The organism is Paracoccus wurundjeri, from assembly GCF_030678915.1.
Taxonomy (GTDB): domain Bacteria; phylum Pseudomonadota; class Alphaproteobacteria; order Rhodobacterales; family Rhodobacteraceae; genus Paracoccus; species Paracoccus onubensis_A.
In genome coordinates this window covers 436,096-458,022 of the sequence record NZ_JAUUTZ010000001.1, presented here as the reverse complement: position 1 = coordinate 458,022, position 21,927 = coordinate 436,096, and the positions used below count along the sequence as shown (strand labels likewise).

The window sequence follows — 21,927 nt, the reverse complement described above, 5'->3', positions numbered from 1 at the left end:
GCGCGGGGCCACCCCGGGGGTTTACCCCGGTATGTTCCCTTCCCGGGCGGCCAATGGCAGGGGGGGGCCAACCCAAAAAAATATCCCCGGCGCCCGCCCGGGCGCCCCCCCTGCGCCGGGCCGATCAACATTCCAACAACCGCTTATGGCGGAAACTTCACCGTTCAATGTGAAGACGACAGGGAAATATATATGATCAGGGTCGAAGACCTGCACCGTCATTTTGGCGGGTTTCGCGCTGTAGACGGCGCCAGCCTGTCCATCGAGACAGGTTCGATAACCGGGCTGATCGGCCCGAATGGCGCGGGAAAATCTACGCTTTTCAATGTGGTTGCGGGCGTCCTTCCTCCGACTTCGGGGCGTGTCTTCATGGATGACCAGGAGATCACCGGCCTGCCCCCGCATGAATTGTTCCATCGCGGATTGCTGCGCACCTTCCAGCTTGCCCATGAATTCGCGTCGATGACCGTGCGCGAAAATCTGATGATGGTCCCCGGCCAGCAGACCGGAGAAACCATCTGGAACACATGGCTCCGGCGCGGCCAGATCGAGCGGGAGGAATTGGAACTGCGCAAAAAAGCAGATGAAGTCCTGGAATTCCTGACGATCCGGCATCTGGCGCATGAAAGGGCCGGCAACCTGTCCGGCGGGCAGAAAAAACTGCTGGAACTTGGCCGGACGATGATGGTCGATGCCAAGGTCGTCTTTCTCGATGAGGTCGGCGCAGGCGTCAACCGGACGCTTCTTGGCACAATCGGAGATGCGATCGTCCGGCTGAACAAGGAGCGGGGCTACACATTCTGCGTGATCGAGCATGATATGGATTTCATCGCCAGGCTATGCGATCCGGTCATCGTCATGGCGGAAGGCAAGGTTCTCGCCACCGGCGCATCGGATGAAATCATGCAGAACGAAGCGGTAATCGAGGCTTATCTGGGAACCGGCCTGAAGAATCAGATCAAAGCGGAGGCAGGATGAAAAAGCTTGTTCTGCCGACCGCATTTCAGGAAGGAAGTTATCGTATTCCGCTGCGGACCGCGTACGAGCGCGGATTCGATCAACACCTTGCAGTTCTACATTGCAAAATCGTGCGAAGCCTGAAGGCAATAGCGTCATGAATTATCTTTCCGCAACCGATATGCGCGGCGGTTATGGCAAGGCCGATATCCTGCATGGCTGCACCCTGAACGTCGAAAAGGGCCAGATTGCGGTGATCGTCGGCCCCAATGGCGCGGGGAAATCCACAGCGATGAAGGCGGTTTTCGGGATGCTGCCGCTGCGCGAAGGCCGCGTGACGCTGGATGGCCAGGACATCACCGCCCTGTCTCCGCAAGAGCGGGTCAAAAAGGGCATGGGCTTCGTGCCACAGGTCAATAACGTGTTTCCCTCGATGTCGGTCGAGGAAAACCTTGAAATGGGCGCCTTCATCCGCAACGACGATATCGCCGCGACGATGGAACAGGTCTTTGATCTTTTCCCGGTCCTGAAGGACAAGCGCCGTCAGGCCGCGGGCGAACTTTCCGGCGGACAGCGGCAGCAGGTCGCGGTGGGCCGCGCCCTGATGACCCGCCCGCAATTGCTGATGCTGGATGAGCCGACAGCGGGTGTCAGCCCGATCGTCATGGATGAATTGTTCGACCGCATCATCGAGATCGCACGCAGCGGGATCTCTATCCTGATGGTTGAACAGAACGCGCGTCAGGCGCTTGGGATCGCCGATATCGGCTATGTCCTTGTCCAGGGCCAAAACCGTTACACCGACACCGGGCAGGCCCTGCTGGCCGATCCCGAGGTCCGCCGCACATTCCTGGGGGGCTGAAAGATGGATATTCTGAACGCTGTCGTCGCAGTCCTGAATTTCGTCGTCATCCCCGCCGCATCTTACGGGGCGCAGCTTGCCCTGGGTGCGCTTGGGGTCACGCTGATTTATGGAATCCTGCGATTCTCGAATTTCGCGCATGGGGACACCATGGCATTTGGCACCGCAATCACCATTCTGGCAACCTGGGGCTTGCAGGCATTGGGGATTTCGCTTGGACCGCTGCCCACCGCATTGCTTGCGCTGCCCGTCGGGATTGCGGTCACGGCGATCATCGTTCTGGCCACGGACAGGGCGGTCTATCGCTTTTACCGTGTCCAGAAGGCGGTGCCGATCATCTTCGTCATGGCCTCGGTCGGGGTGATGTTCCTGATGAACGGCTTCACCCGTCTGCTGATCGGCGTGGATGAGCACCGCTTCGCGGATGGCGCGCGATTCATCATCAATGTCCGCGATTTCCGCGACATGACGGGATTGGCCGAAGGGCTGGCCTTCAAGACCACGCAGGGCCTGTCCATCCTCATGGCGGTCATCGTGGTCTGGATATTGTTCTGGTTTCTCAATCGCACCAGATCCGGCAAAGCCATGCGCGCTTTTTCCGATAACGAGGATCTGGCGCTGCTATCCGGTATCGATCCCGAGAAGGTTGTCCGCATGACCTGGATCATCGCGGCGGGGCTGGCAACGATTGCGGGCACCCTTTACGGTCTCGACAAGGCCTTCAAGCCTTTCAATTATTTCCAGATCCTGCTGCCGATCTTCGCCGCCGCCATCGTGGGCGGGCTTGGCAATCCGGTGGGCGCGATCGCCGGAGGTTTCCTTGTCGCCTTTTCCGAGATTGCGATCACCTATCCCTGGCGAAAGATCGCGGGCTACCTGTTCCCGGACTGGCAGCCGGACGGGCTGCTGCAACTGCTGGGAACCGAATATAAATTCGCCGTCAGTTTCGTCATCCTGATAGTGGTGCTGCTGTTCCGCCCAACCGGGCTGTTCCGTGGCAAATCGGTGTAAAGAGAGGTTCCGCGCATGTCCACGAACCGTCAGGCAGCCGCAGCCAGTCACTGGCGCGCCCCGATCCTGTTCGCCATTCTTGCCGTGCTTTTCATTCTTGAGGGCACGGTCAGGAATGGCATGTTCTCGGGAAGCTGGAACACCTCTCTGGCCATTCTGAATATGGGTCTGATTTCGGCGATCACCGCGTTGGGCGTCAACATGCAATGGGGCTATGCGGGCCTGTTCAATGTCGGCGTGGTGGGTTTTTTCGCGCTTGGCGGCCTTGCCCCGGTTCTGATCTCGACCGCCCCGGTCGAGGGCGCATGGCAGGCGGGCGGACCGCGGATGCTCATTGCCCTTGCCACGGCCGTCGGCACATTGGCTCTGGCATCAATGTTATGGCGGCATATGCCAAGGGGCAAGCTGCGGGGACTGGCACTGACCGCCCTGCTGATCGCGGGATTCGTCCTCTATCGCGGGCTTTTCGATCCGGCGGTGACGGCGATTGAATCCAACAATCCCGCGCGTCACGGCAATATCGGCGGTTTGGGGCTGCCAATTCTGCTGTCCTGGCTGGCCGGTGGCATATTCGCGGCCGCCGCGGCATGGGCCGTGGGCAAAGTCGCACTCGGGCTGCGCTCGGATTATCTTGCAATCGCGACACTTGGTATCGGTGAAATCATCATCGCCGTCCTGAAGAACGAAGACTGGCTGGCCCGCGGCGTCAAGAATATCACGGCAATCCCCCGCCCCGTTCCGTTTGAAATTCAGCTGCAACGGAATCCCGAATTCATGGAATTCGCGAATAGCTGGGGTATGGCGGCGTCGACCGCCTCGGGAATCTGGGTAAAGCTGTGCTATATGCTGCTGTTTCTGGTCGTGCTGCTGCTGCTCATCCTGCTTGCCGAACTTGCTCTGAAATCGCCATGGGGCCGCATGATGCGCGCGATCCGTGACAATGAGACTGCGGCCGAGGCCATGGGCAAGGATGTGACCGCCCGGCATCTACAGGTGTTCATCCTTGGCTCGGCGGTAATCGGTATCGCTGGCGCGATGATGATCACGCTTGACGGTTTGATGGCGCCTGTCGGTTATAATCCGCTGCGCTATACTTTCCTGATCTGGGTCATGGTGATCGTCGGTGGATCGGGGAATAACTGGGGCGCGGCTTTGGGAGGCGTACTGATCTGGTTCCTCTGGATCAAGGCCGAGGTCTGGGGACCGGCACTGATCGCGTTCCTGACTGCGCCGCTTCCTGCAAGCAGTTTCAAATCAGGCCTGCTCGAGGGTGCCGCGCATATGCGTTTCATCGCCATGGGTCTGGTGCTGCTGCTGGTCCTGCGTTTTGCCCCACGCGGGCTGGTACCCGAACGATAGGCGCTTCTTCATTGAAATATCCCGGGGAATCACCGCAAGGCGGCGGGGCCGAGCCGCATTTCCCCGGCTGACCACTTGCACCATTCGCCGCCGCCGCTTAAAGCGCATTCATGACCCAACATCAGTGCCTTCTCATCATCGATTTCGGTTCTCAGGTGACGCAGCTTATTGCCCGCCGCCTGCGCGAGTTGAACATCTATTCCGAAATCCGCCCCTTCAATGCGGTCACTGCCGAGACCCTGCAACAGATCGCCCCGAAAGCGGTGATTCTGTCAGGCGGTCCGGCCAGCGTGACCGAGGCCGAGAGCCCCCGTGCCCCTCAGGAAGTATTCGGGCTGGGCGTGCCGGTTTTCGGCATCTGCTACGGCCAGCAGGTGATGATGGAACAGCTTGGCGGTCGCGTCGAAGCCGGTCATCACGCCGAATATGGCCGCGCCTTCATCTCGCCCGCCGCCGGTCATAAAGGCGACGGCATCTTCAACGGTCTGTTCGAAACGGGCCGGGAAGAAGTCTGGATGAGTCATGGTGATCGGGTAACCCAGCTGGCCCCGGGTTTCGAGATCATCGGCACATCGCCGAATGCGCCCATGGCGATGATTGCGGATGAAGCCCGCCATTTTTACGCCGTCCAGTTCCACCCCGAGGTGCATCACACCGCCAATGGCCGGAAAATGCTGGAAAACTTCGTGCGTCTGGCCGGCTTTACAGGCGACTGGACCATGGCAAGCTATCGCGACGAAGCGATTGCCCGGATCCGCGAGCAGGTCGGCGACCGCAAGGTGATCTGCGGGCTGTCGGGCGGGGTGGATTCCTCGGTTGCGGCCGTTCTGATCCATGAGGCAATCGGCGATCAACTGACCTGCGTCTTCGTCGATCACGGCCTCTTGCGGCTGAACGAGGCACAGGAAGTCGTCTCGATGTTCCGCGACAACTACAATATCCCGCTGGTTCATGCCGATGAAAGCGAACTATTCCTTGGTGCGCTTGAAGGTGTCAGCGATCCCGAGGTCAAGCGCAAGACCATCGGCAAGCTGTTCATCGACGTGTTTCAGAAATATGCGAATGATATCGAGGGCGCCGAATTCCTGGCGCAAGGCACGCTTTATCCCGATGTGATCGAAAGCGTCTCGTTCAGCGGCGGACCGTCGGTCACCATCAAATCGCACCATAATGTCGGCGGTCTGCCCGAAAAGATGGGGCTGAAACTGGTCGAGCCTTTGCGTGCGCTGTTCAAGGATGAGGTTCGCGCATTGGGGCGTGAACTTGGCCTGCCCGAAAAATTCATTGGCCGCCATCCCTTCCCCGGTCCCGGTCTGGCGATCCGCTGCCCCGGGGAAATCACCCGTGACAAGCTGGAAATCCTTCGCAAGGCGGATGCGGTCTTCATCGATCAGATCCGCAAACATGGGCTCTATGACGAGATCTGGCAGGCTTTCGTCGCCATCCTTCCGGTTCGCACGGTCGGCGTGATGGGCGACGGGCGGACATATGATTATGCCTGCGCCTTGCGGGCTGTGACCTCGGTGGATGGAATGACTGCCGATTACTACCCGTTCAGCCATGAATTCCTTGGCGAAACCGCAACCCGGATCATCAATGAGGTCAAGGGAATCAACCGCTGTACCTATGACATTACCTCGAAGCCACCGGGCACGATCGAGTGGGAGTGATCGCGTGCGGATGATTTTTCTTTAGGTATTTAAGCAAAGAAGAAGCCCGGTCTAAGGCTGCCGCCGGAATGTCACGTAATGCGGAGTTCTGCCCTCGCGCAGGGCCTTTTGCTCGTATCTGGTGCTGATCCAGTCATCCCAGGGCCTGTCCGTCTCTTGCACAAGTTCAAATCCGGCCGAAGGCACTTCTTCCAATGTCTGGCGCACATAATCAGGGATATCGGTCGCGACCCGAAACTCGGCCCCCGGTCGCATGACACGAGCCAGAGGCAGAAGATGCTCGGGCGTTACGAAACGGCGGCGGTGATGGCGCGCCTTGGGCCAAGGATCGGGATATAGCAGGAAGCTGCGCGCAATACTTGCATCGGGCAGCACATCCATCAGGTCACGCGCATCTCCCGGATGGACCGAGAGATTACTGACCCCGGCCTGCCGGATCTTGCCCAGCAGCATCGCCACGCCATTGATATATGGCTCGCAGCCGATAATCCCGACATCCGGATAGCTGGCGGCCATATGCACCATATGCTCTCCGCCACCAAAGCCGATCTCTAACCAGACATCCCGGTTATCTCCGAAAATGGCGCTAAGAGAAATCGGTCTGCGCTCGGGGTTTTCATCGAATGTGATGCCTCGAGGACGCAATTCGCCCAGATCTTCCTGAAGATAGCCCTTCTGACTATGCCGCAGGGTTTTGCCATGCCTCCGGCCATAGAAATTCCGGCGTGGCGGGTTCGGATCGAATGCCGATTTTCCAGTCTCGCTCATCGCATCTTCTTTGCCCAAATAACTTGCGAGAAATCCGGGGGCGGCATATGCCCCCGGCCATCGCAGAACGCCTGAAACCCTATCGCTACTCTGCCGTCAAGCGGCTGATGATAACGGTCACCTCGGGCTTCTTGCCGATTTCTTCCATGCAGACCTGACGGGTAATCTTGCGGATCGCCTCGTCAAGTTTCTTGTCATCCGCGACAGTCTTGCGGTTGGCGGTTTCCAGAAACTCGGCCAGTTCGGTCTCCACATGCCGGGGCAGATCGTCGCCACCGCGCGTCTGGGCGGGAAGACCCATCAGTTCGACCCATGCGTCGGGCAGCACATTGTCCTCTTCATCCACGATCACGCTGATCAGAGCATGGCCGTTCAACGCCATGCGGATACGGTCGCGCACGATCCCGTCCATGGCGCCGATCAGGGTATTGCCGTCAAGATACAGCCGTCCGGTTTCGACATGATCGATCACCCGGGGCATATCACCGGTAAGCTCAAGCATTGTGCCATTGGTAACGATCTCGGCAATTGAGCCCTTGCTACGCGCGATCTCGACATGTTCACGCAGATGCAGATGCTCGCCATGCATCGGCACAACGATCTGCGGTTTCATCAGATCGTGGATACGTTCGATATCCGGGCGGTTTGCGTGGCCCGAGACATGATACAGCCCGTCCTTGTCATCGAACACATTCACACCCAGTTCGCTGAGCGCATTCATGATACGTCCGACCGACCGCTCATTCCCGGGAATGGTCTTCGAGCTGAACAGGAAACTGTCACCTTCTTTCAGCGACAAGCCAAGATAGCGCCCACGCGACAATTGAGCACTTGCGGCGCGACGTTCACCCTGAGAGCCGGTGACGATCAGCATGACCTTGTCGCGCGGCAGATCCGTCGCCTCATCCGGGCCGATGGTTTCGGGAAAATCGGTCAGGATGCCGGTCTCGAGCCCCACCGAAACCATTCGACGCATGGCGCGCCCCAGCAGGCATACCTTGCGGCCCGAGGCAATCGCTGCGTCGGCAAGCGTTCTGAGGCGGGCGATATTACTGGCGAAGGTGGTGGCGACCACCATGTTCTGCTGCGCGATCACCCAGTCACGGATAGGTTCGGCCAGAACGGTTTCGGACCGGCCGGGATGTGTCGTGAATACATTGGTGGAATCGCAGACCATAACCTTGATCCCCTGCCCCTCATTGGCAATCTCCTGCCATTTTGCGGGCTCGAAAGGATCGCCGACAACCGGCGTTTCATCCAGTTTCAGATCGCCGGTATGCAGGATCCGTCCGGCGGGCGTGTCGATGATCAGCCCGGCGCTTTCCGGGATCGAGTGACTGACCGGCAGGAACTGAACCGAGAACGGCCCTTTCTCGACGACATGCGGGCGCGGTTCCACGATCTTCACCGTATCGGCGGGCAAACCCACCTCTTCCAGTTTCAGCCGGCAAAGCGTGGCGGTGAACTTGCGCGCATAGACCGGCACGCCAAGCCGGGGCCACAGATGCGCGATTGCGCCAAGATGATCTTCGTGACCGTGGGTGATAAAGATCGCCTCCAGCCGATCGCGGTTTTCCTCAAGCCAGGTCACGTCAGGCATGATCAGGTCGATCCCTGGGCTGGAATCCATATCCCCGAATGTCACGCCCAGATCGACAAGGATCAGACGTTCCTTGCCCGGCGCGCCATACCCATAGACATAGGCGTTCATGCCGATTTCGCCCGCGCCGCCCAGCGGCAGATAAAACAGGCGTTCAGCCATTGCCCATCTCCTTGTTGTAATCGTGTATAAGTCGTAATCCGTGCATCGTCAGATCGTCTTCGATTGTGTCGAAGAGGTCAAATCCCTGATCGAAAAGCGGCGCAAGCCCCCCGGTCGCCACAACTTTGAAATCGTGGTTCCGTTCGATACGGATGCGCTTGATGATGCCTTCTATCAGGCCGATATAACCCCAGTAAATGCCCGACTGGATACAGGCAACCGTATTCGTTCCGATAACCCGCTCGGGGGTGGTCACATCCACATGCGGCAGCGCAGCCGCAGCCATATGCAGGGCCTCAAGCGACAGGTTCACACCGGGGGCGATAACGCCGCCCGCATAGGCACCATCGCAATCGACCAGATCGAAATTAGTCGCGGTGCCGAAATCGACCACCACCGTATAGCCGCCATGCCGGTCAAAAGCGCCCACGGTATTCGCCAGCCGGTCCGGGCCGACGCGTTGCCCCGGATCCACGCGCGGCTCAACCGGCAGAAGGCATTCAGGCTTGCCCACGACCAGCGGGCGGATGCCGAAATAGCGATTGCACAGCACACGCAGATTGAACAGAACGCGCGGGGCGGTGGCACTGATGATGCAGGCATCGATGTCCAGTTCGAATTTCCGCACCGCGATCAAGGTGGACAGCCAGACATAATATTCATCCGCAGTGCGACGGTGATCAGTCGCAATGCGCCAATGCGTCAGGAACTTGTTGCCGTCCCAGATCGAAAAAACCGTATTGGTATTGCCCGTGTCGATACACAGAAGCATGTCCTCAGCCCTCGCTGAAATATATCTCGGCAGCAGGTATTGCTTGCCTGCCACCCGCCGTTGTCAGGATCAGTGCGCCGGTTTCGTCTATGCCGTCAAAGCGGCCTTCGATCCGGGTATTCCCGGCACGCGCAAGAATGGTTTCGCCCAGTCTTGCCGCCCGCGCCAGCCATGCCTGACGGATCGGCGCAAAGCCCTCATTCTCCATGCGCCGCGCCCAGTCATTGAACGCCGGCGCAAGCGCGTCCAGCAATTCCTCGGGCGTGATCGTCAGCCCGGTTTCACCCAGCAGGCTGACGGGACGCATCGCCCCGGCCTCGACCTGTTCGGATTCCGGTGCAGCCGCAAGGTTGACGCCGATGCCGATGGCGAGCGATGTCATGCTGCCACCGGTTCCGCTGCTTTCCAGAAGAATACCCGACAGCTTGCCGCCATTCAGCAGCACATCGTTCGGCCATTTCAGGGCAAGCCGAATCTGCGGACCGCACAGGGCAACCAACGCATCGTGCAAGGCAAGTGCCGCGACAAAGGACAGCCGCGCCGCCTCACCCGGGCCGCCCGTTGGGCGAAGCACCAGTGTGGCGGCGAAATTCCCCGGAGGATCGTTCCAGGGCCGTCCGCGGCGACCGCGCCCGGCCTCTTGTCGTCGCGCCATGATCCAGGCGGGTCCGCTCAGATGCGGAGCAAGGCGAAAAGCCTCGGCATTCGTGCTGTCCACGCGCTCCAGAACATGCCGGGCCACGCCGTCGGGCCAATCCGCGATCGCCCGATTATTCACTATCCGTCCCGGCGGGGCTCTGGCCTTCCACGGCATCTGCGCCTGCTGCCGCGGCCTCGGGCGCGACAAGCGATTGCGCCGCTGTGGCGGCGGCCTGGTCGGCACCCATCATCGAGGCCGCGCCAAGCAGCAGAACGGCCGCGGGCACGATCAAAGCCAGATATTGCATCAATCCCATACGGCTTGCGATAGCGTCGCCCTCGGCGCCGAAATACATGTAATAGACGATCCGCAGGTAATAGAACGCGCCAATGACCGAGGCGACGACACCCAGCACCGCAAGCCAAGCCATTCCCGAGTCGACAGCCGCCGAAAGCACGCCAAGCTTGGCGAAAAAGCCCAGAAAAGGCGGAACGCCGGCAAGGCTGAACATCAGGAACAGCACAGCCATTCCCTTTGTCGGCTCGGACAGGGCAAAGCGGTTCAGGCTGTCCAGATCGGTCACCGGTTCGCCGTCACGTTCCATCGAGAGGATGAAGGCAAAGGTACCGACATTCATCACCGCATAGATCGCCATGTAAAGCAGCATCGCCTGCACCCCGTCGGCGGTGCCGGAGGCAAGTCCGACCAGAGCGAACCCCATATGCGCAATCGAGGAATAGGCCATCAGGCGCTTGATATTACGCTGCCCGATCCCGGCAATCGAGCCAAGGAACATCGACATGACCGCAAGCGCCGCGACGATCTGCCCCCAGTCGCCGGTCACGTTCCCGAATGCGCCGAACAACAACCGCGCCAGAAGCGCCATGGCCGCAACTTTGGGCGCGGTGGCGAAGAAGGCCGCAACCGGCGTGGGCGCACCTTCATAGACATCCGGCGTCCACATATGGAACGGTACCGCCGAGACCTTGAAGGCAAGACCGACCAGCAGGAAGACCAGACCGAAAAGAATCCCGATCGACAGACTGTCGCCGGTCACGGTTCCCGCAATCGCTTCGAAATTCGTGGTTCCAGCAAAGCCATAAACCAGCGACGCACCGAACAGCAGCAGACCGGAACTAAGCGCGCCAAGCACGAAATATTTCAGCCCTGCCTCCGAGGATTTGGCGCTTTCCCGACGCATCGCCGCCACGACGTATAGCGACAGGGATTGGAGTTCCAATCCCAGATAAAGCGACAGCAGATCTCCGGCAGAAACCATCATCATCATGCCGATTGCCGCCAGGGCAATCAGCACGGGATATTCGAACCGCATCAGGCCACGCCGCATCATGTAATCCGCGCTCATTGCAAGAACTGCGGCGGCAGAGACAAGGATCGTCACCTTCGCGAAGCGCGCAAAGGGATCGTCGATGAACATGCCATAAAAGGCGGTCTGCTGCGCGGGCTGGTTGCCAAGGCCGATATATAACCCGGCCAGCAGCAGCGCCGCGACGGTCGCCCACATGATCGGTTTTGCAATGGCATCCTTACCGAAATACGCCCCGGCCAACAGCGCCACCAGCGCATAGATGGCCAGCAGCAGCTCGGGCAGAATGGTCGAGAAATCGAGCGCGGTCATCTTGCTTTCCTCAATGGCTGGACTCAGAGGCGGCGGCAGAGCCGAGCGGGGCAAGCCCGTCAGCCGCCTCGTGCGGCAGAGCGTCGGTATAGCCGACCAGCAGTGCCTCGACTGCCGGGCCGGTGATATCGGTGACAAGGCGCGGATAAACGCCCAGAAGCAGCGTCATCGCAACCAGCGGCGCGAAAATCCATTTCTCGCGCGGGGTCAGGTCGCTGATCATCTTGAGACTTTCCTTGATCAACGCGCCAAGCGTCACCCGGCGATAAAGCCACAGCGCATAGGCCGCCGAAAGGATTACGCCCGTCGCAGCGACAAAGGCCACCCAGGTATTCGCCTTGAACGTTCCCATCAATGTCAGGAATTCACCCACGAAACCCGAGGTTCCGGGCAGGCCGACATTGGCAAGCGTGAAGAACATGAACACCAGCGCATAGGCAGGCATCCGGTTTACCAATCCGCCATAGGCATCGATCTCGCGCGTGTGCATCCGGTCATAGATGACGCCGACACACAGGAACAGCGCCCCCGAGATGAACCCGTGCGACAGCATCTGGAAGATCGCCCCGTCAAGCCCCTGCTGATTGGCGGCAAAAATCCCCATGGTCACGTAACCCATATGCGCCACCGAGGAATAGGCGATCAGCTTCTTCATATCGGATTGGGCCATAGCTACCAGCGAAGTGTAGACAATGGCGATCGCCGACATCCAGAAGACCAGCGGCTGCAACATCTCGCTTGCCACCGGGAACATCGGCAGCGAGAACCGCAGGAAGCCGTAGCCGCCCATCTTCAGCAGCACCGCCGCCAGCACGACCGAGCCCGCGGTGGGTGCCTGAACATGAGCGTCCGGCAGCCAGGTATGCACCGGCCACATCGGCATCTTGACCGCGAAACTGGCAAAGAAGGCCAGGAACAGCAGCGTTTGCATTCCGCCAACGATGGTGAAGCCCAGCACCCGCAGCGTCTCGGACGGGAAATTATAGTCCAGCAAAACGGCGATATCCGTCGTGCCTGCGGTCCGGTACATGGCAATCATCGCAACCAGCATCAGCACCGAGCCAAGGAAGGTATAGAGAAAGAACTTGAACGCTGCATAGATACGGTTCTGCCCACCCCAGATCCCGATGATCAGGAACATCGGGATCAGGCCGGCCTCGAAGAACAGGTAGAACAGGAACAGGTCAAGCGCCGTGAAAACGCCGATCATCAGCCCCTCAAGGGCCAGAAAGGCGATCATGTATTCCTTCACACGCGTCTTGACGTCCCATGTCGACAGGATCGTCAACGGCATCAGGAAGGTGGTCAGCATCACGAACAGTATCGAAATGCCATCGACGCCCATCTTGTAGCGCAAGCCCATGATCCATGCGTGATCCTCGACGAACTGGAACCCGGTATCCGCCGGATTGAAGCCCGTCAGCAGGAACAGCGAGATCACGAATGTCGCCGATGTCGCGATCAGGGCCAGCCATTTGGCATTCTTCTGCGCCGCTTCGTCATCACCGCGCAGGAACAGCGCCAGAATGATGGCCGCAACGATTGGCAAAAAGGTAATGATCGAAAGTAAGTTCGTCATATCAGTGCGTTCCCCGCATCATTACCCAGATCAGCAAGCCCACGATGCCAAGAACCATGGCAAAGGCATAATGGAACAGGTAGCCCGACTGCACCCGACCGGCAAAGCGCGTCAGACGCGGGATGATTCCCATGGCTATCCCGTTGATGGTGCCGTCGATAACCACTCCGTCGCCGCCCGTCCACAGCTTGCGGCCAAGCCATTTGGCGGGACGGACGAAAACGACGTCGTAAAGCTCGTCGAAATACCATTTATTCAGCAGGAACTGGTATAGCGCAGGCTGCTGGGCAGCCAGTTTCGCGGGGGCCTGCGGGTAACGGATGTAAAAGAGCCACGCAACCAGCAACCCTCCAAGCATGGCGATAAACGGCGAAACCTTGACCCATGCGGGCGAATGATGCGCCTCGTCCAGAACATGATTGCCGGGATGCATGTAGATCGCTCCGCCGACCGGTGCCGGAACGTCGGTGGCAATCGCATGTTCCTCACCCTCTGCGGAATCGCTCCCGGTCGCCGCTTCACCCTCGGTGGGCGCTGCCGCTTCCTGCCCTTCGGCTGCAGCGGCGGGTTCCTCGCCCGTGCCCTCTTCAGCTTCTTCGGCCTCTTCATGCCCGGCCTCGGCGCTGGCATGGACCTCGCCATGCCCCATATGGAAGAATTCGGCCACACGGTCATGGCTACCGAAGAAGGGCTGATACCAGACCATCCCGGCAAAGATCGCCCCGACCGCCAGAACACCCAGAGGTACAGTCATGACGCGCGGGCTTTCATGGGCGTGGTCATGCGCATGATGATCGCCACGCGGCTTGCCCCAGAAGGTCATGAACATCAGCCGCCAGCTATAGAAACTGGTAAATGCCGCAGCAATGACCAGCATCCAGAACGCATAGGTATTGCCTGCCCATGCGCTTTCGATCGCGGCGTCCTTGGACAGGAAGCCTGCGAAACCGATATGCGTCAGCGGGATCCCGACCCCGGTGATCGCCAGCGTGCCGATCAGCATCGCGGCGAAGGTCAGCGGCACTTTCTTCCGCAACCCGCCGTAATTCCGCATATCCTGTTCATGATGCATCGCATGAATGACCGAGCCCGCACCAAGGAACAGCATGGCCTTGAAGAAAGCATGGGTCAGCAGATGGAACATCGCCACCGAATAGACACCCACGCCCGCCGCCACGAACATATAGCCCAGCTGCGAACAGGTCGAATAGGCGATCACCCGCTTGATATCGTTCTGCACCAGCCCCACGGTCGCCGCGAAAAACGCCGTTGTCGCGCCAATGACGGTAATGAAGGTCTTGGCATCCGGAGCGAACTCGTACAGCGGAGACATCCGGCAGACGAGGAAGACGCCCGCCGTCACCATGGTCGCGGCGTGGATCAGGGCGGAAACCGGCGTCGGACCCTCCATCGCGTCGGGCAGCCATGTATGCAGCAGAAGCTGCGCCGATTTCCCCATCGCGCCAATGAACAGCAGAACCGCGATCACCTCGGCAGCGTTCCAGTCGCTCCACAGGAAATGCATCTGTGTCTGCGCCAGTTCCGGCACCTGTTCGAAAACCGTGTCGAACTGGATCGAGCCGGTCATCCAGTACAGGCCGAAAATCCCAAGAAGGAAACCAAAATCGCCAACCCGGTTGACGATGAAGGCCTTCATCGCCGCCGCGCCCGCAGATTGTTTCCTGAAATAGAAGCCGATCAGCAGGTAAGAGGCGACGCCCACGCCCTCCCACCCGAAGAACATCTGCAACAGGTTATCGGCAGTCACCAGCATCAGCATGGCAAAGGTGAAGAAGGACAGATAGGCGAAGAACCGCGCCTTGTAATTCTGATCGTGGTCGAAATTATCGTCATGGGCCATGTAGCCCATCGAATACAGATGGACGAGCGCCGAAACCGTCGTCACCACCACCAGCATGATCGCGGTCAGCCGGTCCAGCCGGATGGCCCATTCCGAAGCGAAGTCACCTGACACCACCCAGTCGAAAACCGGCAGATTCTGCACTTCGCCATCGAAACTCAGGAAGATGATCCAGCTGAACAGCGCTGCGGCGAACAGGATACCTGTTGTCAGATATTGTGCCGCCGTCTCGCCGATCACGCGCCAGCCGAATCCGGCAATGATCGCGCCCAGCAACGGGGCAAAAAGGATGAATTGCGCCATGTCTCCCTACCCCTTCATCACATTGACATCTTCCACCGCGATCGAGCCGCGGTTGCGGAAGAACACCACGAGAATGGCAAGCCCGATCGCCGCCTCGGCCGCGGCAACGGTCAGCACGAACAAGGTGAATATCTGCCCGGTCAGATCGCCGAGATGGGTCGAGAAGGCGACGAAATTGATATTCACCGCAAGCAGCATCAGTTCGATCGACATCAGGATGACGATGACGTTCTTGCGGTTCACGAAGATGCCGAAAATGCCGGTGACGAACAGGATCGCCCCCACCACGAGATAATGCGTCAGTCCAATCATCGTCCTTGTCCCTCAGGGTTTTTACCCACTGAAATATCCGTTTGCCACAAGAACCGCTGCCAGGATTCCGATGGCTATTGCAATTATGCTGCCGGTCCTCAAAGCCCCTGCCCCGGTTTCACGTCACGCAGTTCCATGGTTTTGGCCGGATCGCGGTGCATCTGTTCGACCACGTCCTGCCGCTTGATGTCGCGGCGGTGGCGCATGGTCAGCGTGATTGCCCCGATCATCGCCACCAGCAATACCAGACCGGCAAGCTGGAAGGGCAGCAGATAGTGGTCATAAAGCACGTTGCCGATCGCATGCGAGTTCATCGCCTCGCCCGTGATCGGAACGGCGCGCAATGCCTCGGCGTCCTGTGCGCTTTCCCAGGCTCCGAGCGCGATCCCAAGCTGTGCCATCAGGACAATAGCGATCAGCCCGCCAAGCGGAAGATAGCGCGCAAATTCTCCTTTGAGCTCGGCAAAATCGACATCCAGCATCATGACGACGAAAAGGAAGAGAACCGCAACCGCACCGACATAGACAATCACCAGCAACATCGCTACGAATTCCGCCCCTTGCAGCACGAACAGACCCGCGGCCGACAGGAAAGCCAGAATCAGCCACAGGACCGAATGCACCGGATTCCTGGACAGTACGACCATGAATCCGGCCACGCAGACAGAGATCGCGAACAGGTAGAATGCAAGTGTAATCATTCGGTCTCGTCCTCGTCTTCAGTGAATACGCCCTGCGCGATTTCAAGGGCTTTCTGCATCGCTGGAATACCGCCGAACATCCCCATCTGATAGATCACCTCGGCAATCTCGCGCGCGGAGGCGCCCGCTTCACGGGCATGGCGGATGGTCAGGCGAAGCTGCGGTTCGGCATGGGCGCCCTGCACGGTCATCGCAGCGATCGTCACGAGCAACCGCGTCCGCGCGTCAAGCCCGTCGCGGTTGAAGGTCTTGCCGAACCACATCTCCAGCATGTCCGAAGGCATGGTCGGAACCAGTTTTTCGAACGCTTTGGTATCGACATGCTCCAGCGCCGGATTGAAGGCGCGCGCCATCTCCTGTCCGGATTGCAGCATCTGCTGAAACATCTTGTTGAAAGCGTCGGTCATCTGTAGGGCGCGTCAATGGCAAGGTTGCGGGCGATTTCGGCTTCCCAACGGGCACCGTTATCCAGCAATTTCTGCTTGTCGTAAAACAGTTCTTCACGGCTTTCGGTCGCGAACTCGAAATTCGGCCCCTCGACGATAGCATCGACCGGGCAAGCCTCCTGACAGAATCCGCAATAGATGCATTTCGTCATGTCGATGTCATAACGCGTGGTGCGGCGGCTGCCGTCTTCGCGTGGTTCGGCATCGATGGTGATCGCCTGCGCAGGGCAGATCGCCTCGCACAGTTTGCAGGCGATGCAACGCTCTTCGCCATTTGGATACCGGCGCAGCGCATGTTCGCCCCGGAAGCGCGGCGAAAGCGGCCCCTTCTCATGCGGATAGTTCAGCGTGGCCTTGGGGGCGAAGAAATATTTCATGCCAAGGCCGAAGCCCTTGATGAAATCAATCATCAGGAAATATTTGGTGGCTCGGGCGATATCGAATGCCATAGCTTATGCTCCCGCCCAGCGGGCCCAGAACCCGCCAAGCACTTCATATTTTACAAGAAATGCCACGATCACGACCCATCCCAGCGATAGCGGCAGGAACACTTTCCAGCCGATCCGCATAAGCTGATCATAGCGGTAACGCGGCACGATGGCCTTCACCATGGCGAACATGAAGAACCAGAAGGCCATCTTCAGCACCATCCACAGCGCCCCGTCGGGAATACCCGGAATGGGCGACAGCCAGCCACCAAAGAACAGCAGCGAGATCAATGCGCACATCAGCCACATGGCAATATATTCGCCAGCCATGAACAGCAGATAGGGCGTCGAGGAATATTCGACCATGAAGCCCGCCACCAGTTCCGATTCCGCCTCGGGCAGATCGAAGGGCGGGCGGTTGGTTTCGGCCAGCGCCGAAACGAAGAACAGCACCAGCATCGGCAGATGCGGCAGCCAATACCACGACAGCAGGCCCGCCCCGCTTTGCGACTCGACGATGGTGGTCAGGTTCATCGAACCGGACGAGATGATGATACCGATGATGATCAGACCAAGGCTGACTTCATAAGAGATCATCTGAGCGGCGGAACGCAACGAGCCCAGGAACGGATATTTCGAGTTGGACGCCCAGCCCCCCATGATCACCCCGTACACCTCGAGCGAGGAGACAGCGAAGATGAACAGGATGCCGACATTGATATCGGCCATCACCCAGCCCGGCGCGAAAGGGATCGCAACGAATGCCAGCAGCGCCAGCACCATCGACAGGAAAGGCGCAAGGAAGAAGACGAACTTGTCCGCACCGGCCGGAACGACGATTTCCTTGACGACATATTTCAAGGCGTCGGCAAAGGTCTGCAACAGCCCCCAGGGTCCGACCACGTTCGGGCCGCGCCGCATCTGGACCGCAGCCCAGATCTTGCGGTCGCCATAAACCAGATAGATGAGCGAACCCATCACAAAGGCGATCAACGCAAGTCCCTGCAATAGCAGGCTGACTGCGATTCCCAAAGAGGATGCCCAGAATTCAGCCATATAGCCCGTCCCTCTGCCTTATGCCGCGGGAATGCCGCGTGCCTTGCACTCTTGCAAAGCGTCTTGTGTTTCCATGACCCGCAATCCCAGCGGCTTTTCGTCCGAGATCGTGAATGCCGCGTCGATCAGTACTTTCCCGTTACGTGTATCCTGTAACGTACGGATATGACGCCCGTAATTCGCTCCCGAGTCATTCGCCCACCCGGCCAGTGCGCAGGTGGCATACGAAAAGGCGATATCCGCGTCCACCCCTTTACGCAGATTTGCCTTAACGCTGACCAGATCGTCACCCTTGCCGGGATTCAGAACCACCACCTGCACCGCAAGGAAATCTTCGGGATCGACCTTGGTTCCTTCCCTCATATTCGGCAAAAGCGGCTGTGTCCGCGCGGCGAACGCCTCGATCATCTTCTGCTGCGCCGATTTGCGCGGTGGCCGACCGGGTTCGGCCGGACCGGCAACGCCCGAAAGGTCGATATCCAGATTGGCGTTCAACGCCATCAGGTCGGCCTCGGTGATTGCAAAGGCTTCCTTCCCTTCTGGCGAATCGAGATCCATCGAGGTCACCTCGCCGTCCGGTTCGAGAATCAGGATTTCGCCGGATTTCGTCGAAACCCGCGCCAGTTTCAGCTCCCCTGCTTTCGCAGACTGACCGGCGGACCCGACCCGGGCCACCAGATAATTGGGCTTTTCCGGAGGGCGCTGCGGCTTGTCCCCCGCCCCGCAACCAGCCAGCAACAGCACCCCCAGAAGGGCGAGACGAAACACGGGCTTGCGAGGGGCTGGCAGCATATCAATTACTCCGCAGCTATGGCCGGCGCATGACGCGCCGCGGCCATACGCGACAATTCCCCCATCAGGGGCGAACTGCGCGCGATTGGGTTGGTGAGATAGAAATCCTTGATCGGATTACTGAAATCCGCGCGGCCAAGATCGGCCAGCTTCAAAGCCTGCCATTCATTTTCAGGCACCTGATCGATCAGGGCCAGGTGCGGAACCGCCTTGATCAGGGCGCGGCGCAGTTGCGCCAGGCTGTCCCAGGGCAATGTCTGACCCAGTTCCGCGGAAAGCGCACGCAGGATCGCCCAGTTCTCCTTGGCTTCCCCCGGCGCGAAATTGGCACGCAGCGCCAGTTGCGGACGGCCTTCGGTATTCACGAACAGCCCGTTTTCCTCGGTATAGCAGGCCGCGGGCAGGATCACATCGGCACGATGCGCCCCCCTGTCGCCATGGCTTCCCTGATAGATCACAAACTGCCCTTCGGCGATTTCGACCTCGTCAGCACCAAGATTGAAGATCACCTCGGCACCCTCGATGGCCGCAGGCAATCCGCCTTCGGTCACGGCGCCGACATCCATCGCGCCCACGCGCGAGGCGGCCGTATGCAGGATCAGCAGCCCGGAATTCGAATTCTCGGCCAGTTTCATCGCATGGGCCAGAACCGCCTCGCCATCGGCCTCTCGGATCGCGCCCTGCCCGACGATGACCAGCGTCGGCTTATCACGGGCCTCATCGCTGATTTTCTGTGAAGACAGCTTTTCAAGCACTGCCCGGTCGGTGCCGACATGGGCGTAATCATAGGTCAGATCGACGGCCTCGCCCACCAGCCCGATCCGTGCGCCGGCAGCCCACGCCTTGCGGATACGGGCATTCAATACCGGGGCCTCTTCTCTGGGATTGGTGCCGATCAACTGGATCATCGCCGCATTATCGATATCCTCGATCCGTGCCGTCCCCGCATAGCCAGCGCGGTTTCCAACGGGCAGCCGTGCCCCATCGGTGCGGCATTCGACATTGCCGCCCAACCCCTCGATCAGCGTCTTCAGGCTGAAGGCGGCTTCGGTCGGGGCCAGATCGCCGACCAGTCCCGCGATTTTCCTGCCTTGCATCGCACGGGCTGCAGCGGTCAAAGCCTCGGGCCATGTTGCCACCCGCAATTTGCCATTCTCGCGGATATAGGGCCGGTCCAGCCGCTGACGGCGCAGCCCGTCCCAGACGAAGCGGGATTTGTCGCTGATCCATTCCTCGTTCACGCCGTCATGGTTGCGCGGCATGATCCGCATCACCTCGCGTCCCTTGGTGTCGACTCGGATATTGCTGCCAAGCGCATCCATCACGTCGATCGTCTCGGTCTTGGTCAGTTCCCAAGGGCGGGCGGTAAAGGCATAGGGTTTGCTGACAAGCGCCCCGACCGGGCAAAGATCAATGATATTTCCCTGAAGATTCGAGGCCAGCGTTTCGTTCAGATAGCTGGTGATCTCGCTGTCCTCGCCACGACCGGTCTGGCCCATCTGGGTGATCCCGGCCACCTCGGTCGTAAAACGCACGCAGCGGGTGCAGGAGATGCAGCGGGTCATATGGGTTTCGACCAGCGGGCCAAGATTCAGCTCTTCCGAGGCCCGTTTGGGCTCGCGATAACGGCTGAAATCCACGCCGTAAGCCATGGCCTGATCCTGAAGATCGCATTCGCCGCCCTGATCGCAGATCGGGCAATCAAGCGGGTGGTTGATCAGCAGGAACTCCATCACGCCTTCGCGCGCCTTCTTGACCATCGGGCTGTTGGTGCGGATCTCGCTGGGTGCGCCTTCTGGGCCCGGGCGCAGATCCTTGACCTGCATGGCGCAGGATGCCGCCGGCTTTGGCGGGCCGCCGACCACCTCGACCAGACACATCCGGCAGTTGCCGGCGATCGACAGCCGCTCATGATAGCAGAATCGCGGAATCTCGACCCCGGCCTGCTCGCAGGCCTGAATGAGAGTCAGGTTGGGATCGACCTCGATTTCCTTGCCGTCGATCTTGATTGTCCGCAATTCGGCCATCATTCCATCCTTACTTTGCGTTCAGAAGCGATCCGGTGACCGTCTTCTTCGCGATTTCATCCCGCCCGAGGCGGCAATAACTCTCTGCATCGCCGTTTGTCACGCCATTGCGGGCCATGTAATCCTCGGCCACGGCATAAATGCGATCCTTATCAGGTCTGCTGTCCAGAAACGCCTCGATCTGGGCTTCGGAATAGCCCTTGTCGCGCGCATATTTCTTAAGCGCGCGCGCCTGCGACCAAGCATAAACCATCCTGGCGCTTATGGTCGGGCATTCCCGCCGGATCCGGTCGGCAATCCGCGCCGCGATCAGGCGGTCATTGATATAACGCTCCTGGCTCAGCGGTTCCAACGCGACGGCAGGAACAGCGGTCAGGGTCAGTGTCGCGGCGATTGCTGCCGCCATACAGTTACGGGCTTTCATGGCTCGTGCCTCCGATCTGTTATGTCTGCCGGACATAACACGGAACGCGGTCGCACGGTTCGGTGAAAGATGCGTGAGGGTCATCATACGTCCAGCAAAACCCATCACAGCCGCGCCAACCGCAACCACCGCCCTGCCGGACGGCGCAATCGCTATAGCTGAACGCAGTTTCATCATCACTCATTACACTCCCGGAAGCGGTAAACCGATTTGCCCTGATGCTGCGACAGGTTGCCCGGCCCGATCAGCCCCTTGCAATGCGCCGCAAAGGCCCGATAGGCCCCCTGCTCATCACCGGAGGTCATCGGCTTGCCATCCGCGCGGCTGACGACCCAGCCCGACCCGGCACCGGCAAGATCAAGCGGCGATTGTGCAACGCCGGACGCCGCGCCGGCTTCGACCGCATCGACCCGATATTGCACGCCATTCACCTGCGCAGTGGCAAGCGGCGGCGGACCGTCCGGGCCGCCGATGCCGAAACAGCCCGCCAATGCGGTCAGCCCCAGCACAGCGACCAGAGTACCGGCACGATCGGTTATGCTATGGATACCGGTCATC

At 59.6% G+C, this 21,927-nt stretch carries 21 protein-coding genes; 5 read left to right on the top strand and 16 right to left on the bottom strand.

What is annotated here, in order from left to right; all coding sequences use genetic code 11:
• Positions 1 to 192: 192 nt before the first annotated feature.
• The 5 genes from Q0601_RS02395 to guaA all read left to right on the top strand — a co-directional run bounded on the left by Q0601_RS02395 (position 193) and on the right by guaA (position 5,859).
• Positions 193 to 978 (top strand): ABC transporter ATP-binding protein, encoded by a 786-nt coding sequence (locus tag Q0601_RS02395; protein WP_305286705.1) that lies wholly within the window; start codon positions 193 to 195, stop codon positions 976 to 978.
• A 136-nt stretch (positions 979 to 1,114) separates the two neighbouring features.
• Entirely contained in the window at positions 1,115 to 1,819 is a 705-nt protein-coding gene (locus tag Q0601_RS02390) for an ABC transporter ATP-binding protein (protein ID WP_305286703.1), read from the top strand.
• A 3-nt stretch (positions 1,820 to 1,822) separates the two neighbouring features.
• Positions 1,823 to 2,830 (top strand): branched-chain amino acid ABC transporter permease, encoded by a 1,008-nt coding sequence (locus tag Q0601_RS02385; protein ID WP_305286701.1) that lies wholly within the window; start codon positions 1,823 to 1,825, stop codon positions 2,828 to 2,830.
• 15 nt (positions 2,831 to 2,845) lie between these two features.
• The gene (locus tag Q0601_RS02380) at positions 2,846 to 4,189 is read left to right on the top strand and encodes a branched-chain amino acid ABC transporter permease (RefSeq protein ID WP_305286699.1); all 1,344 of its coding nucleotides are present in this window, start codon (positions 2,846 to 2,848) and stop codon (positions 4,187 to 4,189) included.
• A 110-nt stretch (positions 4,190 to 4,299) separates the two neighbouring features.
• Positions 4,300 to 5,859 carry a glutamine-hydrolyzing GMP synthase gene (gene guaA, locus Q0601_RS02375; protein WP_305286697.1) on the top strand — a complete coding sequence of 520 codons (1,560 nt, stop codon included), beginning with the start codon at positions 4,300 to 4,302 and terminating at the stop codon, positions 5,857 to 5,859.
• Positions 5,860 to 5,910: 51 nt separating this feature from the next.
• On the opposite strand, the gene trmB is transcribed toward guaA, so the two are convergent.
• The 16 genes from trmB to Q0601_RS02295 form a co-directional block, all read right to left on the bottom strand.
• The gene (gene trmB, locus Q0601_RS02370; protein ID WP_305286695.1) at positions 5,911 to 6,627 is read right to left on the bottom strand and encodes a tRNA (guanine(46)-N(7))-methyltransferase TrmB; all 717 of its coding nucleotides are present in this window, start codon (positions 6,625 to 6,627) and stop codon (positions 5,911 to 5,913) included.
• 85 nt (positions 6,628 to 6,712) lie between these two features.
• Entirely contained in the window at positions 6,713 to 8,389 is a 1,677-nt protein-coding gene (locus Q0601_RS02365) for a ribonuclease J (RefSeq protein WP_305286693.1), read from the bottom strand.
• Positions 8,382 to 9,161 (bottom strand): type III pantothenate kinase, encoded by a 780-nt coding sequence (locus Q0601_RS02360; protein WP_305286691.1) that lies wholly within the window; start codon positions 9,159 to 9,161, stop codon positions 8,382 to 8,384. Before Q0601_RS02360 ends, Q0601_RS02365 begins: the two co-directional genes overlap by 8 nt.
• A 4-nt stretch (positions 9,162 to 9,165) precedes the next feature.
• On the bottom strand, positions 9,166 to 9,924 hold the full coding sequence (locus Q0601_RS02355) for a biotin--[acetyl-CoA-carboxylase] ligase (RefSeq protein WP_305286749.1): 759 nt from the start codon (positions 9,922 to 9,924) through the stop codon (positions 9,166 to 9,168).
• Positions 9,925 to 9,931: 7 nt separating this feature from the next.
• Positions 9,932 to 11,440, bottom strand: coding sequence for an NADH-quinone oxidoreductase subunit NuoN (gene nuoN, locus Q0601_RS02350; RefSeq protein ID WP_305286689.1), 1,509 nt, complete (start codon positions 11,438 to 11,440; stop codon positions 9,932 to 9,934).
• A gap of 10 nt (positions 11,441 to 11,450) precedes the next feature.
• Positions 11,451 to 13,019: an NADH-quinone oxidoreductase subunit M gene (locus tag Q0601_RS02345; RefSeq protein WP_305286687.1), complete on the bottom strand. Its 1,569-nt coding sequence runs from the start codon at positions 13,017 to 13,019 to the stop codon at positions 11,451 to 11,453.
• A gap of 1 nt (position 13,020) precedes the next feature.
• The gene (gene nuoL, locus Q0601_RS02340; protein ID WP_305286685.1) at positions 13,021 to 15,183 is read right to left on the bottom strand and encodes an NADH-quinone oxidoreductase subunit L; all 2,163 of its coding nucleotides are present in this window, start codon (positions 15,181 to 15,183) and stop codon (positions 13,021 to 13,023) included.
• 6 nt (positions 15,184 to 15,189) lie between these two features.
• Positions 15,190 to 15,495, bottom strand: coding sequence for an NADH-quinone oxidoreductase subunit NuoK (gene nuoK / locus Q0601_RS02335; RefSeq protein ID WP_119748300.1), 306 nt, complete (start codon positions 15,493 to 15,495; stop codon positions 15,190 to 15,192).
• Between the two features lie 98 nt (positions 15,496 to 15,593).
• Positions 15,594 to 16,196: an NADH-quinone oxidoreductase subunit J gene (locus Q0601_RS02330; RefSeq protein ID WP_305286682.1), complete on the bottom strand. Its 603-nt coding sequence runs from the start codon at positions 16,194 to 16,196 to the stop codon at positions 15,594 to 15,596.
• Positions 16,193 to 16,603: a carboxymuconolactone decarboxylase family protein gene (locus Q0601_RS02325; RefSeq protein ID WP_305286680.1), complete on the bottom strand. Its 411-nt coding sequence runs from the start codon at positions 16,601 to 16,603 to the stop codon at positions 16,193 to 16,195. The genes Q0601_RS02330 and Q0601_RS02325 overlap by 4 nt, the downstream gene beginning before the upstream one ends.
• Positions 16,600 to 17,091, bottom strand: a complete 492-nt coding sequence (gene nuoI / locus Q0601_RS02320) for an NADH-quinone oxidoreductase subunit NuoI (RefSeq protein ID WP_305286678.1) — start codon at positions 17,089 to 17,091, stop codon at positions 16,600 to 16,602. Before nuoI ends, Q0601_RS02325 begins: the two co-directional genes overlap by 4 nt.
• A 3-nt stretch (positions 17,092 to 17,094) precedes the next feature.
• Positions 17,095 to 18,126: an NADH-quinone oxidoreductase subunit NuoH gene (gene nuoH, locus Q0601_RS02315; protein WP_305286677.1), complete on the bottom strand. Its 1,032-nt coding sequence runs from the start codon at positions 18,124 to 18,126 to the stop codon at positions 17,095 to 17,097.
• A gap of 18 nt (positions 18,127 to 18,144) precedes the next feature.
• Positions 18,145 to 18,918 (bottom strand): hypothetical protein, encoded by a 774-nt coding sequence (locus Q0601_RS02310; protein ID WP_305286675.1) that lies wholly within the window; start codon positions 18,916 to 18,918, stop codon positions 18,145 to 18,147.
• Between the two features lie 5 nt (positions 18,919 to 18,923).
• Complete coding sequence (nuoG, locus tag Q0601_RS02305) at positions 18,924 to 20,945, bottom strand: NADH-quinone oxidoreductase subunit NuoG (protein WP_305286673.1); 2,022 nt, start codon at positions 20,943 to 20,945, stop codon at positions 18,924 to 18,926.
• Between the two features lie 10 nt (positions 20,946 to 20,955).
• A complete protein-coding gene (locus Q0601_RS02300) occupies positions 20,956 to 21,369 on the bottom strand; it encodes a DUF5333 domain-containing protein (protein ID WP_305286671.1) in 414 nt (137 codons plus the stop codon).
• 176 nt (positions 21,370 to 21,545) lie between these two features.
• Entirely contained in the window at positions 21,546 to 21,926 is a 381-nt protein-coding gene (locus Q0601_RS02295; protein WP_305286668.1) for a hypothetical protein, read from the bottom strand.
• Position 21,927: the final 1 nt, after the last annotated feature.

Excerpts from the sequence above, each read along its gene's own strand:
- Q0601_RS02395 (WP_305286705.1), top strand. The coding sequence starts at position 193 with ATGATCAGGGTCGAAGACCTGCACCGTCATTTTGGCGGGTTTCGCGCT.
- Q0601_RS02390 (WP_305286703.1), top strand. The coding sequence starts at position 1,115 with ATGAATTATCTTTCCGCAACCGATATGCGCGGCGGTTATGGCAAGGCC.
- Q0601_RS02385 (WP_305286701.1), top strand. The coding sequence starts at position 1,823 with ATGGATATTCTGAACGCTGTCGTCGCAGTCCTGAATTTCGTCGTCATC.
- Q0601_RS02380 (WP_305286699.1), top strand. The coding sequence starts at position 2,846 with ATGTCCACGAACCGTCAGGCAGCCGCAGCCAGTCACTGGCGCGCCCCG.
- guaA (WP_305286697.1), top strand. The coding sequence starts at position 4,300 with ATGACCCAACATCAGTGCCTTCTCATCATCGATTTCGGTTCTCAGGTG.
- trmB (WP_305286695.1), bottom strand. The coding sequence starts at position 6,627 with ATGAGCGAGACTGGAAAATCGGCATTCGATCCGAACCCGCCACGCCGG.
- Q0601_RS02365 (WP_305286693.1), bottom strand. The coding sequence starts at position 8,389 with ATGGCTGAACGCCTGTTTTATCTGCCGCTGGGCGGCGCGGGCGAAATC.
- Q0601_RS02360 (WP_305286691.1), bottom strand. The coding sequence starts at position 9,161 with ATGCTTCTGTGTATCGACACGGGCAATACCAATACGGTTTTTTCGATC.
- nuoN (WP_305286689.1), bottom strand. The coding sequence starts at position 11,440 with ATGACCGCGCTCGATTTCTCGACCATTCTGCCCGAGCTGCTGCTGGCC.
- Q0601_RS02345 (WP_305286687.1), bottom strand. The coding sequence starts at position 13,019 with ATGACGAACTTACTTTCGATCATTACCTTTTTGCCAATCGTTGCGGCC.
- nuoL (WP_305286685.1), bottom strand. The coding sequence starts at position 15,183 with ATGGCGCAATTCATCCTTTTTGCCCCGTTGCTGGGCGCGATCATTGCC.
- nuoK (WP_119748300.1), bottom strand. The coding sequence starts at position 15,495 with ATGATTGGACTGACGCATTATCTCGTGGTGGGGGCGATCCTGTTCGTC.
- Q0601_RS02330 (WP_305286682.1), bottom strand. The coding sequence starts at position 16,196 with ATGATTACACTTGCATTCTACCTGTTCGCGATCTCTGTCTGCGTGGCC.
- Q0601_RS02325 (WP_305286680.1), bottom strand. The coding sequence starts at position 16,603 with ATGACCGACGCTTTCAACAAGATGTTTCAGCAGATGCTGCAATCCGGA.
- nuoI (WP_305286678.1), bottom strand. The coding sequence starts at position 17,091 with ATGGCATTCGATATCGCCCGAGCCACCAAATATTTCCTGATGATTGAT.
- nuoH (WP_305286677.1), bottom strand. The coding sequence starts at position 18,126 with ATGGCTGAATTCTGGGCATCCTCTTTGGGAATCGCAGTCAGCCTGCTA.
- Q0601_RS02310 (WP_305286675.1), bottom strand. The coding sequence starts at position 18,918 with ATGCTGCCAGCCCCTCGCAAGCCCGTGTTTCGTCTCGCCCTTCTGGGG.
- nuoG (WP_305286673.1), bottom strand. The coding sequence starts at position 20,945 with ATGGCCGAATTGCGGACAATCAAGATCGACGGCAAGGAAATCGAGGTC.
- Q0601_RS02300 (WP_305286671.1), bottom strand. The coding sequence starts at position 21,369 with ATGAAAGCCCGTAACTGTATGGCGGCAGCAATCGCCGCGACACTGACC.
- Q0601_RS02295 (WP_305286668.1), bottom strand. The coding sequence starts at position 21,926 with ATGACCGGTATCCATAGCATAACCGATCGTGCCGGTACTCTGGTCGCT.